Raw genomic sequence first — 17,569 nt, forward strand, 5'->3', positions numbered from 1 at the left:
TGTAAGGCCTCTATTTCTAGATTCTCTATAAAATAAGACAATAAAAAGGGTAAAAACATGACACTTGATTTAATTAAAATCAGACGAGACCTTCACCAAATTCCTGAAATTGGTTTGGAAGAATTTAAAACTCAGGCTTACCTCTTAGAACGTATTGTTGAAATGACTGAAGGTAAGGACTTTGTGGAGCAACGTACTTGGCGTACAGGAATTCTTGTCTATCTTCACGGGCATGCTCCTGAAAAAACCATTGGTTGGCGTACAGATATTGATGGCCTCCCAATCGTAGAGGAAACAGATCTTGACTTCAAGTCTACTCATGAAGGTCGTATGCATGCTTGTGGACACGATATGCACATGACCACAGCACTTGGTCTTTTGGACCAGATGCTTCAAGTACAGCCTAAAAATGATATGCTCTTCCTCTTCCAACCAGCCGAAGAAAATGAAGCTGGTGGTATGCTTATGTATGAAGATGGTGCCTTTGGAGATTGGTTGCCAGATGAGTTCTATGGCCTCCACGTCCGTCCAGATTTCAAGGTAGGTGATATTGCGACTAACACAAGTACCCTTTTTGCTGGGACTTGTGAAGTCCTTGTTACTTTCAAGGGGAAAGGTGGACATGCGGCCTTTCCACATGAGGCCAATGATGCTCTTGTAGCAGCTTCTTACTTTATTACTCAAGTGCAAACGATTGTCAGTCGTAATGTTGACCCTATTCAGGGTGGGGTAGTTACCTTTGGTTCTTTCCATGCAGGAACTACTAATAATGTTATCGCTGAAACTGCAGAGGTTTATGGAACTATTCGTACCCTTACTCAGGAAATGAGTCTCCTTATCCAGAAGCGTGTGCGCCAGATTGCAGAAGGTGTAGCAGCTAGCTTTGGTATGGAAGTGGATATCATGTTGAAACAAGGTGGTTATCTTCCTGTGGAAAATAATCCAGTCTTGGCCAAAGAGTTGATGGCCTTCTTTGATGCTAGCCCAGAAGTTAACCTGATCGATTGTCCACCGGCTATGACTGGAGAGGATTTTGGTTATTTGCTTAGTAAGGTTCCTGGTGTCATGTTCTGGTTGGGAATCGACACACCATATGCACTTCACCATCCTAAGATGAGTCCAAACGAAGATGCCCTCGCTTTTGCAGTGGCTGAAATTGGAAAATTCCTTAAACACAAGGCAGAAGCCTAATCAGAGTCGATAAAGCTAAAAAATCTACCAAGTCTGACTTTTGGTAGATTTTTTGATATGATAAACCTATGAAAAATGAACTTAGAAAAACAGTCTTGGCTCAATTAACTTCACAAGAACCTGAGACTAAGGCTAAGATAGATAAACATCTTTTGGAGCAATTGATTGCCTTACCTGCTTATAAAGAGGCTCAGGTGATTGCGACTTATTTGTCTTTTCCTCATGAATATGATACCAGTCTTTTAATCAATCAGGCTTTAAAGGATGGTAAACGACTTTTGATTCCTAAAACATATAAACAAGGTCGAATGATTTTTGTGGATTATGATCCAGATAATCTTGTTGCTACCTCTTTTGGCTTGATGGAACCTGCGTCTGATTTGGCTGTGGAAAAATCAGAGATTGATTTGATTCATGTGCCAGGAGTAGTTTTCAATGATGAAGGCTATCGCATTGGTTACGGAGCAGGTTACTATGACCGCTATTTGTCTGATTTTGAAGGGGATACAGTTAGTACGGTTTATCCTTGCCAGAAACATGATTTTCAACCAGACAGCTATGATATTCCTGTTAAGGAGGTCGTCACATGCCAGTAAATGAGTGGAAAAAATACCCAGCAACCTATCTATTGTTGGGGCTTACGACGTTGACTTTTATCTGTCAATATCTTTTAAACGGCTTTCAAGCGACTTCGCCTTTGAGCCTTTTTAAGATGGGAGCTATGTACGGTGCGTTTGTTCAGTACAGTCCCTTGAACCTTTGGCGTCTTGTAACACCAATTTTTGTGCATATAGGTGTTGAGCATTTTCTATTTAATATGCTTGCTCTTTACTTTATGGGGAAAATGGCTGAGCAGATTTTTGGGACTCCACGTTTTCTAGGGCTTTATTTGTTAGCTGGTGTTATGGGCAATGCCTTTACCTTACTTTTTACGCCTAATGTTATTGCAGCTGGTGCTTCGACATCCTTGTTTGGACTTTTTGCGGCTGTTGTGATTCTTGGTTATTACAGTCACAGCCCCTTGCTTAATCAGTTAGGCCGTAATTATTTGGCTTTGATTGTTATTAACTTAATCTTCAACCTTTTTACACCTAGTGTTGGGATTATAGGCCATCTCGGTGGTTTAGTTGGAGGTGCTCTTGCCGCTATCTTTTTGGCGAACAAGGTTGAAAGTCGCTTATTTAGTAGAGGTTGGCGTTCTACAGCTCTTTTAACCTATATTTTACTATTGCTGATTCTTCTAGGATTCACTTATTTTTAAGTCATATGAAAAATCCATCGAATGTTATGTTCGATGGATTTTATTTTAGTCTTTTTTAGCTGCTTTGCCTTCAAGTTTGTGGCCCAAGTCAATGAGGTATTGCTTGAGGTCATCTTTAACTTGAGGATGTTTAAGTGCGTAATCGATAGACGTTCTCATGAATCCGAATTTGTCACCGACATCATAACGGTTTCCAGTAAATTCGCGAGCAAAGACGCGTTGTGTCTTGTTAAGTGTATCGATGGCATCAGTCAGTTGGACTTCGTTTCCAGCACCTGGTTTTTGAGTTTCCAAAATACCGAAAATTTCAGGTGTTAGAAGGTAACGTCCGATGATAGCAAGATCACTTGGTGCATCTTCTGGATTTGGTTTTTCAACGAAAGTTTCAACGCTATAACGTCCATTTTCGCCTTTGCCTTGAGGGGCGATGACACCATATGAAGAAACTTCTTCGTGAGGTACAGGCATAACTGCAATGGTTGATGCATGTGTTTCCTCATAGTCGTTAATGAGCTGCTTAGTCAAAGGTACTGCTTTGTCATTAGTGATATCCATGAGGTCGTCACCAAGCATGACAACAAATGGCTCATTTCCGACAAATGCTTTGGCTTGAAGAACTGCATCTCCAAGACCACGCGGATGGCTTTGACGGATAAAGTGGAGGTTGATAGCAGTGGTGTCATTAACCAATTTCAACAAGTCTGTCTTACCTTTTTGTTCCAAGTTGTATTCTAACTCGAAGTTTGAATCAAAGTGGTCTTCGATAGAACGTTTTGACTTACCAGTAACCACCAAGATATCTTCAATACCTGATTTGAGGGCTTCTTCAACGATAAATTGGATGGTTGGCTTGTCAACGATTGGCAACATTTCTTTGGCCAAGGCCTTAGTAGCTGGTAAAAAGCGTGTTCCGAGTCCTGCAGCGGGGATGATAGCTTTTCTAACTTTTTGATTTTTCATGAGAACTCCTTAGATTTTTATTTTTTATCCCATTCATTTTCAGAGCGCAATTCATTGGACATCATATTGAGAATAGATTCCTTGATATCAGCACCCTCATAGATAGATTTGTAGATTGCTGTTGTAATTGGCATGTAGACACCGAGTTCTTGGGCGATTTCGTAGGCAACCTTTGTGGTTGAAATACCTTCGATAACCATTCCCATGTTACGTTCAATGTTTTCTAGTTTTTCACCACGACCGAGCGCATCCCCGGCACGCCAGTTACGTGAATGGATAGAAGTTCCTGTAACAATAAGGTCACCAACCCCAGATAGACCGCTGTAAGTCAAAGGATCGGCACCGAGTTTCACACCAAGACGAGTAATTTCTGCAAGTCCACGAGTAATAACGGCTGCCTTAGCATTGTCCCCATATCCCATACCGTGGAGGGCACCTGCACCTACCGCGATAATGTTTTTAAGAGCACCAGCTGTTTCAACACCAATCACATCTGAATTGGTGTAGAGGCGGAAGTAGTTATTACTGAAAATGCCTTGGACATAGCGTGCCACTTCAAGATCCTTAGATGCTGCTGTAATCAAAGTGATATCGCGAACGATAGTTTCTTCAGCGTGGCTTGGACCAGATACGACAACAATGTCACTGCGAAGTTCCTCAGGAATCTCTTCTTCAAGGATTGTTGAAAGACGTTCGTGTGTTCCGGGTTCCAATCCTTTTGAAGCATGCATGACAACGACTTTGTGGTCCAAAAGTTCGGCAACTTGTTTAGCAACTAAGCGAGTAACCTTGGTTGGAACAACAAAGAGAACAGCGTCGACACTATCTAGGGCTTCAGACAGTTCCTTGTAGGCTTTAATGTTTTCATCCAAAACCACATCCTTGAAGTAGCGGGTGTTGGTGTGTTTCTCGTTAATTTCATCAATTTGTTCAGGGATGTTTCCCCAAATACGGACCTCGTGTCCGTTGTCGTTGAGTACCTGAGCAAGGGCAGTTCCCCATGAACCAGGGCCCAAGACAGCGATTTTTTGTTTTTTCATCATTAGGTCTCCCTTTAGGTCCTTTCTAACAAAGTAGAAAAAGACTGTATTCTTTCTCATTATAACATAAGAAAAGCATGTTTGTCTTGTACTCTCTGTTAGGAAGGCTGATTGCCATTTATTTTTTCAGCCAATTTTGGGCAATGTAGCCTCCAATGAGGGCAGCCATGAGCGTTCCTCCAATCAGGATTAAGATATGACTGCCTGTAAAGGGAACCATAACTTGATTTACATAATCTTGAGTTTTCCCTTTGGCCAGGAGTTGTGCGATATAAGCTTTGGGCGCAAGCCACATGGTGATAATGGGTGCTAAGTTTCCTAGAGAAAAGATCATATAGGAGAGTAGATTAAGTTTATTATTCTCATAGTTCCCTTTCTTAGCTAGAAAATCAGCGACAAGGCCAGCTAAAAAGCTAGGAAGAAAGGCTAGAACAAAGTGCCCAGAGGCAAAGAAGAAGAGTGACATAAAGATACCCAGACAGGTAATAGCTCCAAATTGTTTTGTTTTTCTGATAAGCCCCAAATAGACCCAACCTGCAAAGATAGCAGCTAAAGCAGGCGTATGATACATATTTTTGACTTTGAAAAAGATTAAATCAATGGCAACTGCAAGGGCTAGGCAAATAAAATAGAGTAGAATAGCTAGACTGGTTTGTTTGATGAATGTCTTTTGACGCATGAGGTCTCCTAATCAATGTGAGGTGTTTTAGTTTTATTGAGCCAAGAGTATGCCAAACCAATGAAAATACCTCCGCCAATCCAGTTACCGAAGAAAACGACTATCCACTGACGTAGAATATTTGCCAAAGTGAAATTATCCACAGCATCACGCACACCGTTGAAACCGAGCAACATGAAAGAGGCAAAGTTAGCAATCAAGTGTTCATTAATCAAAAATACAAACATAAAGATAGCTGATAGCGCAATGAAAATCTTAGCAGATTCTTCTTTGAGGAGCATGTAGCCCAAGATGGCAATATTAACGAACATATTCGCTGTAATACCTTCTGTAAAGTTCATCCAATCTGTTTTTCCAAGCTTGGTTGAGACAGCGGTAACTAAGAAACTCTTGTCAGTCAAATGTTGGAAAGAGAAGGATTGGTTGAAGAACCAGGCCAAGATAAGGGCGCCGATAAAATTAAAGAAGGTACAGTAGAGGAGGATGGTACACACCTTGCTCCATTTGATTTTACCATAATAGGCACCACTGGTCAGGAACATCATGTTTGAAGTAGCCAACTCTCCATTGAATATGAGAACGAAGACCAGTCCGATGGCAAAGATAAAGGCAAAGACAAAACGAGAAAGGGCTGGAATACCTGTTGCGATAACATCTGCACCAATAATTCCTACAGCAGTCGACATGGTAAGATAAGCTCCTGCAAGCATAGAACGCAAGGCATAGCGCCCCAGACTTTCGTCAAAGAGAGCTTCTTTTTTAGCACAAGCAGCGAATACTTTTTCTTGAAATTGAGACATAGGTTTACCTCTAAAATATGTAGCATGGAGCATGGCAAATGCGCAAGCTCGAGTGAAACTTAATCTAGGATGACCATGAAAAAAAGTCAGGACAGTTGTCCCAACTTTTCCAAGTCTTAATATGAGGATGCTCCAGATGTGGCATCTGCGGCTGGGGCTGCGTCGCCACCATGACCACCCGCATCTGATGCACCAGATGTGGCGTCGCTACCGCCATGACTAGCTGCAGCTGGTGCAAAAGGACCGCTTCCTCCGACAAGGCGTTGACCAGTTGTTTCGAGATACCAGTCAAGCCATGGTTTAAAGTTAAAGACGATTTCATTGATTCCTGCATAAGAACCATCATCATAGTACATAGCCTGATAGTTATGCGTATTGATAACTCCTTCAGGTGACCCTGGAACAATCGTACGAACATATTCTTGGTTACCATTACGAAGTGTACCGATAACCCATTCCACATTTTTCATACGAGCTGGTGGAAGTGAGCCGTGAACAGTTGACATACGGCTACCAGATTGAGGTGGTACACGTTTGGCGAACATAGTATCAGGATCTTGATGGGCGTTATTGTAGTAGAGGAACTGGTTGTTATCATCGGCATAGGTCAATTCAAATGGCATAGCCTTGAGGAACATGTCAATTTGATTAACCGTCAAAATACCGTGGTCCAATTTCACGTAGGTATCACCAGATACCGCACCAGTGATTTCAGCTACTTTTTCTACCCACTCTGGATCGTCAGGATCAACTTCGGTAACAGTTGTAGCGATTGGGTTGTTACAATCCAAGTCTTCAGGTTCAATTGGTTTTGGTTTTTTCAATTTAGAAACCACTCCTACATATTGGATGAAATTGTCTAAGCATTGTTCAAGGAAATTAATAGTACCTTCGTTGGTAATGTTTCCCTCAAGGTCAAAGGCTTCTTTAGCCTTTCCAAGCAAGAATTCATTACCTGGAAGTGTATAGGCATTGACGCCAGGTGCTTCAAGGATTTTACGCAAATGCACTTGGGCACGTGAAGTTCCTTGGTCGTAGTAAGAAGCACCAACAATCATTACAGGCTTGTTTTCAAAAGGGTGCACTTCGAATGATAGCCACTCTAATACTGATTTAAGTGCTGCAGAGATAGTGTGGTTGTGCTCAGGTGTTGCAATGATGACACCGTCAGCGCGTGTAATTTTGTTATTAAGTAAGCGAAGTTGGAAACTTTCATCCCATTTTTCATCTTGGTTAAACATAGGAACTTCATCAATTTCTAAAACTTCAAGTTCAAATTTTATTTTAAAATGTCTTCTGATAAATTCGAGCAGTTTACGGTTATATGATTGGTCATAATTTGCTCCAACGAGTCCAACAAATTTCATAGTTTATATTCTCCTGTCTTATAGGCTTTCCCAGTCGAAGTCTTCAGCTTCTTTATGTAATAACTCTGTAGCATGTGAGAGTTTACCAGTAATTTTGACGTAGAGACGGAAGTCATCGAAAATAGCATCTAATTTTTTGATGACATCGAGGTCAACTAAATCACCATTGCTATCAAAAGCTTGAAGGGAATGTGAAAGCAAGAATTCGTCTGGAAGCACATTAGCTTTGATTTCTGGAGCATTCAAAATTTGACGAAGTTGTAGCTGTGCACGAGAAGCTCCTAGAGTTCCATAAGATGCTCCTGTAATCATAACAGGCTTATTCAAAAGAGGGAAAACACCGTATGAGACCCAAGCTAAAGCATTCATGAGAACAGCTGGAATTGAGTGGTCATACTCAGGTGTTCCAATAATAACCCCATCAGCCTCATCGATTTTTTTAACGATTTCAAGGACACTTTCTGGCAATTGTTTGTTAGCGGGTTTGTTAAAGACAGGGAGGTCTTTGATTTCAACAAGTTCGATGTCTGCCTTATCTGCAAAATGTTTCTGAATATATTGCAATAATTGTCTATTAGTTGAACGTTTTGAATTCGTACCAACAAGTCCGATGAATTTCATGACAATTCTCCTTAAAAGTATTATATCTAATACTATGTTAGCGTTTTCCTAGTTAAAAGTCAATCTTCGTTTAATGAGAAAGTGATTAGACTATTACCTTTGTCATCTTATTTCGAATAGATTATAATGGGATAGATTTAAAAGTCTGAAGCTAGCATGGCTAGTTTTACAAGAATTAATTTATAGATGTATCGAAAGGAAAAATAATGACAAAAATTCGTGGATTTGAACTTGTATCAACCTATACAAATCAGGACTTACTGCCAAAACGGGAGACAGCTCATGCAGCTGGCTACGACTTAAAGGTGGCAGAGCGCACAGTGATTGCACCAGGAGAAATCGTCCTCGTCCCAACTGGGGTCAAGGCTTATATGCAAGCGGGTGAGGTGCTATATCTTTATGATCGTTCTTCTAATCCTCGCAAAAAAGGTCTGGTCTTGATCAACTCTGTTGGAGTTATTGATGGCGATTACTATGGAAATCCAGGAAATGAGGGTCACATCTTCGCCCAGATGAAAAATATTACGGATCAGCCCGTGACTCTTGAAGTTGGCGAACGCATCGTTCAAGGTGTCTTTATGCCCTTCTTAATTGTAGATGGAGATGAAGCTGACGGTGTTCGTACAGGTGGTTTCGGATCGACAGGGAAATAGAGAAAGAATATGGCAGACTATTTATTAGTTGTAGATATGCAGTCAGATTATGTTGCTGTAGGAAAAGCATATCATGAAGAACTGACTGCAGCTGTAAATGACAAAATTGCTAGCTATCCCAGCGACCGGGTTATCTATATTCTCAATCGTTTTTTCTGGGAGAGAAAAGATAGAAAGAAGAAATTTGCGACCGGCTTGCTGCTTGTATCTTCTCGTATCTTTGAGAAGCGTCGGGCTTCTTGCTTTACTAATCCAGATTTAAAAGATTTTTTAGAGGGGAATGCTGCTAAAAGCTTAGAGTTTATAGGGGTAGATGGCAATGGCTGTGTCAAGGCTTCTATTTTGGCAGCTGTCAGGGAGAATTATCAGGTTTCTGTCGATTTGTCCGCTGTCGGAGTTGCCAACCAGAAGAAATTTAAAAAACATTGCATAAGTGGCATTCTGTCGGAGTAATCGTAGAAGGAGAATTATCATAGCAAAGAAAAAATCAACTTTTGTTTGTCGAGAATGTAGCTACAATTCACCCAAATATCTAGGGCGCTGTCCCAACTGTTCTTCTTGGTCCTCTTTTGAAGAAGAGGTTGAGGTGCAGGAGGTGAAAAATGCCCGTGTCAGTTTGACGGGTGAAAAGTCTAAACCAACTAAATTAAAAGGAGTATCCTCAATCAATTATGCCCGCATAAAGACTGATATGGACGAGTTTAACCGTGTTTTAGGTGGCGGTGTGGTTCCGGGCAGTCTGGTTCTTATTGGAGGAGATCCAGGGATAGGGAAATCAACCCTCCTCTTACAGGTGTCAACGCAACTGGCTAACAAGGGTACAGTCCTCTATGTATCTGGAGAAGAATCTGCCGAGCAAATCAAATTGCGGAGCGAACGTTTAGGTGATATTGATAACGAATTTTATCTTTATGCTGAGACCAATATGCAAGCGGTTCGCAGTCAAGTAGAGGCCATCAAACCTGATTTCCTCATTATCGACTCTATTCAGACCATCATGAGTCCAGAGATTTCTGGCGTTCAAGGTTCTGTTTCTCAGGTTCGTGAAGTCACTGCTGAACTTATGCAGATTGCCAAAACCAATAACATTGCCACATTTATTGTTGGACATGTGACCAAGGAGGGACAACTGGCTGGGCCACGTATGTTGGAACACATGGTGGATACTGTGCTTTATTTTGAGGGGGAACGTCATCATACCTTCCGTATTTTACGAGCAGTCAAAAACCGTTTTGGTTCAACCAATGAGATTGGGATTTTTGAGATGCAGTCTGGTGGTTTGGTAGAGGTGCTAAATCCTAGCCAGGTTTTCTTAGAGGAACGCCTAGACGGTGCCACAGGTTCTGCCATTGTTGTGACAATGGAAGGTAGCAGACCTATTTTAGCTGAAGTTCAAGCTTTGGTGACACCGACCGTCTTTGGTAATGCTAAGCGAACAACGACGGGACTAGACTTTAACCGCGTCAGCCTCATTATGGCTGTTTTAGAGAAACGTTGTGGCCTTCTTCTCCAAAATCAAGATGCATATCTCAAATCAGCTGGTGGTGTCAAATTAGACGAGCCAGCTATTGACCTTGCTGTAGCCGTTGCGATTGCTTCTAGTTACAAGGAGCTTCCAACCAATCCACAAGAAGCTTTTATAGGAGAAATTGGGTTGACTGGAGAGATTCGCCGAGTAACTCGCATTGAACAGCGTATTAATGAAGCTGCTAAATTAGGTTTTACTAAGATTTATGCTCCAAAGAATTCCCTTCATGGGATGAAGATTCCAGAAGGTATCCAGGTCATTGGGGTCACGACGGTAGGAGAAGTACTCAAAAAAGTCTTTTCTTAAAAGAATGTCTCGAAGCCAGAATTTGGAAGCGTTTGCAAAAATACCTGTTCGATGTTATACTTTTCTTAAGAATAGGGAGGTATTTATTATGCAATTTTTCACAGACAGCAACATGCAGTTCCCTTTAGTAGAGTTATCTCTTAATCAAGGTGAAACAGTCTTTATCCAGCGTGGTAGTATGGTATATCACACACCGAATGTGACACTGAGTACCAAATTAAATGCTAGTGGATCAGGTCTAGGTCGCTTTGTAAAAGCAGTTGGACGTTCAATGGTTTCGGGCGAAAGTAGCTTTATTACTCAGGTTGTCTCGCAGTCCAATAACGGCTATATAGCCTTGGCCCCTGATTCTCCAGGTCAAGTGATTCCACTTTATTTAGGTGAAAAACAGTACCGACTAAACGACGGTGCCTTTCTAGCACTTGATGGCACAGCTTACTATACAATGGAGCTCCAGTCTGTTGGTAAGGCTCTTTTTGGTGGTCAGGGTGGTTTCTTTGTAATGACTACCCAAGGCCAAGGAACTCTCTTGGCAAATGCTTACGGCTCTATTAAAAAAATTGAGCTAAACAATCAAGAAGTGACTATTGATAATGCTCATGTCGTTGCCTGGAGTCAGACACTTGATTATAATATTCACCTGGAAAATGGTTTCTGGCAGTCTATTGGGACAGGAGAGGGTGTTGTTAATACCTTTAGAGGAACAGGTGAAATTTATGTTCAAAGTCTCAATCTTCAAACCTTTGCAGGCTTGCTTAATAGATACTTGCCAAAACGTTCATAATATAAATTGAAGGAGGATGGATGCTTGTTAGCATTTATTCTCCTTTTTTATGTTGCGAACTCAATAGCTGACAAGTTAATAAAAAGATGATAAGATAGTGTATAAATAATTTGATAGTCAAATTATTTTCTTCATTAGAAAGTGAGTTATTATGTCTTATTTTGAAAACTTTCTCAATGCCAACAAAGCCTATGTTGACCTCCACGGGACAGCCCATCTTCCCTTGAAACCAAAGACTAAGGTGGCTATTGTGACTTGTATGGATTCACGCCTTCACGTTGCTCAGGCCTTGGGGTTGGCACTAGGTGACGCTCATATTTTGCGTAATGCGGGTGGTCGTGTGACGGAAGATATGATTCGTTCTTTGGTCATTTCTCAACAACAGATGGGGACACGAGAAATCGTAGTTCTTCACCATACAGATTGTGGTGCTCAGACCTTTAAGAACGATGAGTTTACCGCCTATCTCAATAAAGAACTTGGTGTTGATGTTTCTGATCAAGATTTTCTTCCATTCACAGATGTGGAAGAGAGTGTTCGTGAAGATATGGCCATTCTTCGTCAGTCACCGCTTATCCCTGAGGATGTTATCATCTCCGGTGCGGTTTATGATGTAGATACTGGCCGAATGACTCAAGTTCAACCCTAATACCGAAAAGTTAAGCAGGCATGGTTGCCTGCTTTTTTCATGTTTTGACATAAAAAACTCAGCACACAATAAATCTGCTGAGTTAATCTAGTTTTTAAGAAACAATAAAAATGAGAATCACGGTCCCCAAATAGAAAAGACTGGTGATAAAAAAGCTGATACGCCAGAACAACTTAAGAAAACGTTTAAATTTAAAAGATTGTGTTTTTCTCAGCATTTGAATCGTGATAATGATAGCCGCCAAGGATAATAAAATGGTGATGTAAGGCAAAAAGCTATGGGTAAAGAAACGGGCTGACACAGCAACTACCTCAATAAAATAAAGAGGGAAGGTAAGGTCAGCAAAATTAAGCCCGAGGTATTTTAAACTGAAGAAACGGTGGATAATAAAAGCAAAGATAGGTGTTAGAATCAAAAATGCTATAGCAAAAAATTTATATAGAATCATAAGTCTATTTTACCTCGAAAAGGCCTTTATGTAAATTTTTTCCTAAACTTAATAAGAAATTCTTGCATCTAAAAAGAATTTCTGTATAATAGATAAGGTATGTAAAAACATACTTGTGGGAGGTAACAAAACTTACTTACCGCCAAAACCACAATAGGAGGAAATTACAAAATGGCTAAAAAAGTCGAAAACATCGTAAAACTTCAGATTCCTGCTGGTAAAGCGACTCCAGCTCCACCAGTTGGACCAGCTCTTGGTCAAGCCGGAATCAATATCATGGGATTCACTAAAGAGTTTAACGCTCGTACAGCTGACCAAGCTGGTATGATTATCCCAGTTGTTATCTCTGTGTATGAAGATAAATCATTTGATTTCATCACTAAAACACCACCAGCTGCTGTTCTTTTGAAAAAAGCTGCAGGTGTTGAAAAAGGTTCAGGTACTCCAAACTCAGTTAAAGTTGCTTCAGTAACTCGTGCACAAGTACAAGAAATTGCTGAAACTAAAATGCCTGACTTGAACGCTGCAAACATCGAATCAGCTATGCGTATGATCGAAGGTACTGCACGTTCAATGGGATTCACTGTTACTGACTAATTCAGTTAACAAGAAAACCACAGACGTCGTCTCACTTCGCTGAGTGACGTGGAAGATGAAAGTCGTTATGACCACATTACACAAGGAGAAATAATTAACATGGCTAAAAAAAGCAAACAAATGCGTGCTGCTCTTGAGAAAATCGACAGCACAAAAGCTTACAGCGTAGAAGAAGCTGTAGCTCTTGCACAAGAAACTAACTTCGCAAAATTTGATGCTACTGTTGAAGTATCATACAACCTTAACATCGACGTTAAGAAAGCTGACCAACAAATCCGTGGAGCAATGGTATTGCCAAACGGTACTGGTAAAACTCAACGCGTTCTTGTATTTGCTCGTGGTGCTAAAGCTGAAGAAGCTAAAGCAGCAGGTGCTGACTTCGTTGGTGAAGACGAACTTGTTGCTAAAATCAACGGTGGATGGCTTGACTTTGACGTTGTTGTTGCAACACCAGACATGATGGCAATCGTTGGTCGTCTTGGACGTGTCCTTGGACCACGTAACTTGATGCCAAACCCTAAAACTGGTACTGTAACTATGGACGTTGCTAAAGCAGTTGAAGAGTCTAAAGGTGGTAAAATCACTTATCGTGCTGATAAAGCAGGTAACGTACAAGCTATCATCGGTAAAGTTTCATTCGAAACTGAAAAATTGGTTGAAAACTTCAAAGCATTTAACGATGCAATCCAAAAAGCTAAACCAGCTACAGCGAAAGGTACATACATCACAAACCTTTCAATCACTACTACACAAGGTGCTGGTATCAAAGTTGATCCTAACTCATTGTAAGAGTAGTAAAGAGCCTATCTTCGGATAGGCTTTTTTCTTACTCTAAACACGAAATTTGAGCAGAAAATAAAAAATATTCAGAAAGTAGTGTTGCTTTTTCGAATTTATGGTATAATTTAAGCGTATACACATAATTATTGATTTTTGAACTTTTTACGTTGCGAATTTAAGGAGGCAATGAATGAAAAAGAGTAAGGTATTTTTACTGGCAGCCGTAGGCCTGTTATCTGTAGGTGTTTTAACGGCTTGCTCGTCATCAAGTAAGACGTCTGGTAAGACTTATAATTATGTTTACGGTGGCGATCCTGCAACCCTAGACTATGTTTCTACAAATAAGAAAAATATGACGACAGCCGTTAGTAACGGTGTTGATGGTTTGTTTGAAAATGACCAATACGGGAATCTAAAACCTTCTGTCGCTGAAAACTGGTCTGTTTCTCAAGATGGTTTGACCTATACTTACAAGATTCGTAAGGGTATCAAATGGTACACTTCAGACGGCGAAGAATATGCCAATGTAACAGCTAAAGACTTTGTAACAGGTCTTAAGCATGCTGCTGATACTAATTCTGAAGCGATTTATTTGCTACAAAACTCAGTTAAGGGCTTGAATGATTACCTTTCAGGTGCCAACAAGGACTTCTCAAATGTAGGTATCAAAGCAGTTGATGATTACACTTTGCAATATACGCTTAGTCAACCAGAACCTTACTGGAATTCAAAATTGACCTACTCTGTTACTTGGCCTGTTAATGGAGAATTCTTGAAATCTAAAGGTAAAGACTTTGGTAAGTCAACAGATCCGACTTCTATTCTCTATAACGGTCCATACCTTCTTAAATCTTTGACAACGAAGTCTTCTATCGAGTTTACCAAGAATGAAAATTATTGGGATAAGGATAATATCTACTTTGATACAGTTAAATTGACTTACGATGATGGTACAGACCAAGAATCCTTGGAACGTAACTTCACAGATGGAGTCTATAACTTAGCTCGCCTATACCCAACTAGCTCAAACTATTCTAAAGTTGAAAAACAGTACAAAGACAATATTTTCTATACGCAACCTGGATCAGCTGTAGAAGGTGTTGGTATTAATATCGATCGTCAAACTTATGGCCATACCTCTAAAGAAAATGACCAACAAAAGACATCAACTAAGACAGCTCTTCTTAACAAAGATTTCCGTCAGGCATTAGGATTTGCTATTGACCGTACGAATTATGCTGCACAACTTAACGGTAAAGAGGGTGGTAGTACTGCCGTTCGTAATATCTATGTTAAACCAGACTTTGTTCAAGCAGATGGTAAAGATTTCGGAACTATGGTAATGGATCAATTACCAAGCTATGGTGATGAGTGGTCTGGTGTGAATCTTGCAGATAGTCAAGATGGGCTTTATAATCCAGAAAAAGCTAAGGCTGAATTTGCTAAAGCCAAAGAAGCTCTTCAAGCAGAAGGGGTTCAGTTCCCAATTCATTTGGATGTTCCTGTCAATCAGTCAAATAAAATCTTTGTGAACCAAGTGCAGTCACTTAAACAATCTATTGAATCAGCTCTTGGAAAAGATAATGTTGTACTTGATCTTCACCAATTGTCAACTGATGATTTTTACAACATTACTTACTCTGCTTCAAATGCAGCGGCAGAGGATTGGGACTTGTCAGTGGGTGTGGCTTGGGAGCCTGATTACCTTGATCCATCAACTTATCTTGATGTCTTGAAGACTACAAATAGCGAAAATACTAAGTCCTTCATGGGTTATGACGATCCAAATAGTCAAGCGGTTGAAAAAGTAGGTCTTAAAGAATATGACCAATTGGTTGATGATGCTTCTAAGGAAACAACAGACTTGACAGCTCGTTATGAAAAATATGCAAAAGCTCAGGCATGGTTGACGGATAGTGCACTTTATATCCCAACGACTACTTATAACGGAGCAGCCGCTGTAATTTCTCGTATTAAGCCATTCTCAGGAGCATATGCTCAAGCTGGTGATAAAGGTTCTACATACTACTTCAAGTATCTTAAATCTCAAGATGATATTGTAACTAAGAAACAATACGACTCAGCTTATAAAGATTGGCTTAAAGAAAGAGCGAAATCTAATGACAAAGCTCAAAAAGATCTTGCCAAACACGTTAAGTAATCTATCGAAAACGTCTACCTTTAGGTAGTCGTTTTTTAACAAAATTTCTCGAACCACCCCTAGATTGTGATATAATAAAAAAGATTGGTACTCGCTCCTAGATTTTTATTTGGAAAGTTTGGGGGCTAGAGTTACCTACGGGTACTTATCGTCTTAAGGTTGTTCCAAAGGGAAGGACTTTAGGCTTAATAGGTATCCAAAGACTGAAGAATGAAACATAAAAAGGAGATTTATCTTGGCTAAAGATATTCGCGTTCGTTACGCACCAAGTCCAACAGGGCTACTACACATTGGTAATGCCCGTACAGCATTGTTTAACTACCTCTATGCACGTCATCATGGCGGTACTTTCATTATCCGTATTGAAGATACTGACCGGAAACGTCACGTTGAAGATGGTGAGCGTTCACAGCTTGATAACTTGCGTTGGTTGGGGATTGACTGGGATGAAAGTCCTGAAACACACGAAAATTATCGTCAATCAGAGCGTTTGCCACTTTACCAAAAGTATATTGATCAACTTTTAGCAGAAGGTAAAGCCTATAAGTCATATGTAACTGAAGAAGAATTGGCTGCAGAGCGCGAACGTCAAGAAGCAGCAGGTGAAACACCTCGTTATATTAACGAGTTCCTTGGTATGACTGAAGAAGAAAAAGCTGCCTACATCGCAGAACGTGAAGCGGCAGGTATTGTTCCTACAGTTCGTTTGGCGGTTAATGAGTCAGGAATTTATAAATGGCATGATATCGTTAAGGGAGATATCGAATTTGAAGGTGGTAACATCGGTGGCGATTGGGTTATCCAGAAGAAAGATGGTTACCCAACTTACAACTTTGCGGTAGTTGTTGATGACCACGATATGCAAATCTCACACGTTATCCGTGGAGATGACCATATTGCCAATACACCAAAACAACTCATGGTTTATGAAGCTCTTGGTTGGGAAGCACCTGAGTTTGGACACATGACCCTTATCATCAATTCTGAAACTGGTAAGAAGTTGTCTAAACGTGATACTAACACCCTTCAGTTTATCGAAGACTACCGTAAAAAAGGTTACCTTCCAGAAGCAGTCTTTAACTTCATTGCTCTTCTTGGTTGGAATCCTGGCGGTGAAGACGAAATCTTTTCTCGTGAAGAACTCATTAAACTTTTTGATGAAAACCGTCTAAGTAAGTCACCAGCGGCCTTTGATCAGAAGAAATTGGATTGGATGAGTAACGCCTACATTAAGAATGCAGATTTCGATAAGGTCTTTGCTCTTTGCAAACCTTTCTTGGAAGAAGCTGGTCGTTTAACAGATAAAGCTGAAAAATTAGTGGAACTCTACAAACCACAAATGACAGCTGCAGAAGAAATTGTCCCTCTTACAGATCTCTTCTTTGAAGATTTCCCAGAATTGACAGAGGCTGAAAAAGAAGTTATGGCTGGTGAAACAGTACCAACAGTACTTGAGGCTTTTAAATCCAAACTCGAAGCTATGTCTGATGATGAGTTTGTTGTTGAAAACATTTTCCCTCAGATTAAGGCTGTTCAAAAAGAAACAGGAATCAAAGGGAAAAACCTTTTCATGCCAATCCGTATTGCTGTTTCAGGAGAAATGCACGGTCCAGAATTGCCAGACACTATTTTCTTGCTCGGTCGTGAAAAATCAATCAAACATATTGATCAAGTTCTTGCAACATTATAAAAACAAACCCAACAATTGTTGGGTTTTCGAATGCACATAAACAATGTATCAGCA

18 protein-coding genes and 1 pseudogene are annotated in these 17,569 nt (G+C 40.4%); 12 read left to right on the plus strand and 7 right to left on the minus strand.

The features are described from left to right. The first annotated feature begins 57 nt into the window (after positions 1-57). From ACYVQ1_RS06330 to ACYVQ1_RS06340, 3 genes are all read left to right on the plus strand, one after another. Entirely contained in the window at positions 58-1,191 is a 1,134-nt protein-coding gene (locus tag ACYVQ1_RS06330; protein WP_461250179.1) for an N-acetyldiaminopimelate deacetylase, read from the plus strand. Positions 1,192-1,259: 68 nt separating this feature from the next. Beyond that, the gene (locus ACYVQ1_RS06335) at positions 1,260-1,787 is read left to right on the plus strand and encodes a 5-formyltetrahydrofolate cyclo-ligase (protein ID WP_060971573.1); all 528 of its coding nucleotides are present in this window, start codon (positions 1,260-1,262) and stop codon (positions 1,785-1,787) included. After that, entirely contained in the window at positions 1,778-2,452 is a 675-nt protein-coding gene (locus ACYVQ1_RS06340) for a rhomboid family intramembrane serine protease (RefSeq protein ID WP_461250180.1), read from the plus strand. The genes ACYVQ1_RS06335 and ACYVQ1_RS06340 overlap by 10 nt, the downstream gene beginning before the upstream one ends. 45 nt (positions 2,453-2,497) lie before the next feature. Here the strand turns inward: ACYVQ1_RS06340 and galU are convergent, their stop codons facing one another. From galU to ACYVQ1_RS06370, 6 genes are all read right to left on the minus strand, one after another. Continuing rightward, entirely contained in the window at positions 2,498-3,412 is a 915-nt protein-coding gene (gene galU, locus ACYVQ1_RS06345) for a UTP--glucose-1-phosphate uridylyltransferase GalU (RefSeq protein WP_060971572.1), read from the minus strand. 17 nt (positions 3,413-3,429) lie between these two features. Next, positions 3,430-4,452 carry an NAD(P)H-dependent glycerol-3-phosphate dehydrogenase gene (locus tag ACYVQ1_RS06350; RefSeq protein WP_060971571.1) on the minus strand — a complete coding sequence of 341 codons (1,023 nt, stop codon included), beginning with the start codon at positions 4,450-4,452 and terminating at the stop codon, positions 3,430-3,432. Between the two features lie 118 nt (positions 4,453-4,570). Beyond that, positions 4,571-5,131, minus strand: coding sequence for an MptD family putative ECF transporter S component (locus tag ACYVQ1_RS06355; RefSeq protein WP_002891982.1), 561 nt, complete (start codon positions 5,129-5,131; stop codon positions 4,571-4,573). A gap of 8 nt (positions 5,132-5,139) precedes the next feature. After that, complete coding sequence (locus ACYVQ1_RS06360; protein ID WP_060971570.1) at positions 5,140-5,931, minus strand: formate/nitrite transporter family protein; 792 nt, start codon at positions 5,929-5,931, stop codon at positions 5,140-5,142. A 116-nt stretch (positions 5,932-6,047) separates the two neighbouring features. Further along, positions 6,048-7,298 (minus strand): NAD(P)H-dependent oxidoreductase, encoded by a 1,251-nt coding sequence (locus ACYVQ1_RS06365; protein WP_002885631.1) that lies wholly within the window; start codon positions 7,296-7,298, stop codon positions 6,048-6,050. A gap of 18 nt (positions 7,299-7,316) precedes the next feature. After that, positions 7,317-7,919, minus strand: a complete 603-nt coding sequence (locus tag ACYVQ1_RS06370; RefSeq protein WP_002886986.1) for an NADPH-dependent FMN reductase — start codon at positions 7,917-7,919, stop codon at positions 7,317-7,319. Positions 7,920-8,125: 206 nt separating this feature from the next. On the opposite strand from ACYVQ1_RS06370, the gene ACYVQ1_RS06375 reads away from it, so the two are divergent. The 5 genes and pseudogenes from ACYVQ1_RS06375 to ACYVQ1_RS06395 all read left to right on the plus strand — a co-directional run bounded on the left by ACYVQ1_RS06375 (position 8,126) and on the right by ACYVQ1_RS06395 (position 11,839). After that, positions 8,126-8,572, plus strand: a complete 447-nt coding sequence (locus tag ACYVQ1_RS06375) for a dUTP diphosphatase (RefSeq protein ID WP_002886985.1) — start codon at positions 8,126-8,128, stop codon at positions 8,570-8,572. Between the two features lie 9 nt (positions 8,573-8,581). Next, positions 8,582-9,048, plus strand: a pseudogene (locus ACYVQ1_RS06380) (isochorismatase family protein). Continuing rightward, complete coding sequence (gene radA, locus ACYVQ1_RS06385) at positions 9,045-10,406, plus strand: DNA repair protein RadA (protein ID WP_461250192.1); 1,362 nt, start codon at positions 9,045-9,047, stop codon at positions 10,404-10,406. Before ACYVQ1_RS06380 ends, radA begins: the two are co-directional and overlap by 4 nt. An 88-nt stretch (positions 10,407-10,494) precedes the next feature. Then, positions 10,495-11,190: a TIGR00266 family protein gene (locus ACYVQ1_RS06390; protein ID WP_037598509.1), complete on the plus strand. Its 696-nt coding sequence runs from the start codon at positions 10,495-10,497 to the stop codon at positions 11,188-11,190. A 151-nt stretch (positions 11,191-11,341) separates the two neighbouring features. After that, positions 11,342-11,839, plus strand: a complete 498-nt coding sequence (locus ACYVQ1_RS06395) for a beta-class carbonic anhydrase (RefSeq protein WP_002886981.1) — start codon at positions 11,342-11,344, stop codon at positions 11,837-11,839. Positions 11,840-11,933: 94 nt separating this feature from the next. Here the strand turns inward: ACYVQ1_RS06395 and ACYVQ1_RS06400 are convergent, their stop codons facing one another. Beyond that, on the minus strand, positions 11,934-12,287 hold the full coding sequence (locus tag ACYVQ1_RS06400) for a DUF3397 domain-containing protein (protein ID WP_002885872.1): 354 nt from the start codon (positions 12,285-12,287) through the stop codon (positions 11,934-11,936). Between the two features lie 171 nt (positions 12,288-12,458). Here ACYVQ1_RS06400 and rplK point away from each other — a divergent pair, with 171 nt between their 5' ends. The 4 genes from rplK (at position 12,459) to gltX (ending at position 17,515) form a co-directional block, all read left to right on the plus strand. Beyond that, the gene (gene rplK, locus ACYVQ1_RS06405) at positions 12,459-12,884 is read left to right on the plus strand and encodes a 50S ribosomal protein L11 (RefSeq protein WP_002885648.1); all 426 of its coding nucleotides are present in this window, start codon (positions 12,459-12,461) and stop codon (positions 12,882-12,884) included. Positions 12,885-12,983: 99 nt separating this feature from the next. Beyond that, positions 12,984-13,673 carry a 50S ribosomal protein L1 gene (gene rplA, locus ACYVQ1_RS06410; protein ID WP_002885800.1) on the plus strand — a complete coding sequence of 230 codons (690 nt, stop codon included), beginning with the start codon at positions 12,984-12,986 and terminating at the stop codon, positions 13,671-13,673. Positions 13,674-13,854: 181 nt separating this feature from the next. After that, the gene (locus ACYVQ1_RS06415) at positions 13,855-15,825 is read left to right on the plus strand and encodes a peptide ABC transporter substrate-binding protein (protein WP_461250181.1); all 1,971 of its coding nucleotides are present in this window, start codon (positions 13,855-13,857) and stop codon (positions 15,823-15,825) included. A 235-nt stretch (positions 15,826-16,060) separates the two neighbouring features. Further along, positions 16,061-17,515: a glutamate--tRNA ligase gene (gene gltX / locus ACYVQ1_RS06420; RefSeq protein WP_461250182.1), complete on the plus strand. Its 1,455-nt coding sequence runs from the start codon at positions 16,061-16,063 to the stop codon at positions 17,513-17,515. Positions 17,516-17,569 lie beyond the last annotated feature (54 nt).

The sequence above is a fragment of the Streptococcus parasalivarius genome (assembly GCF_054785155.1).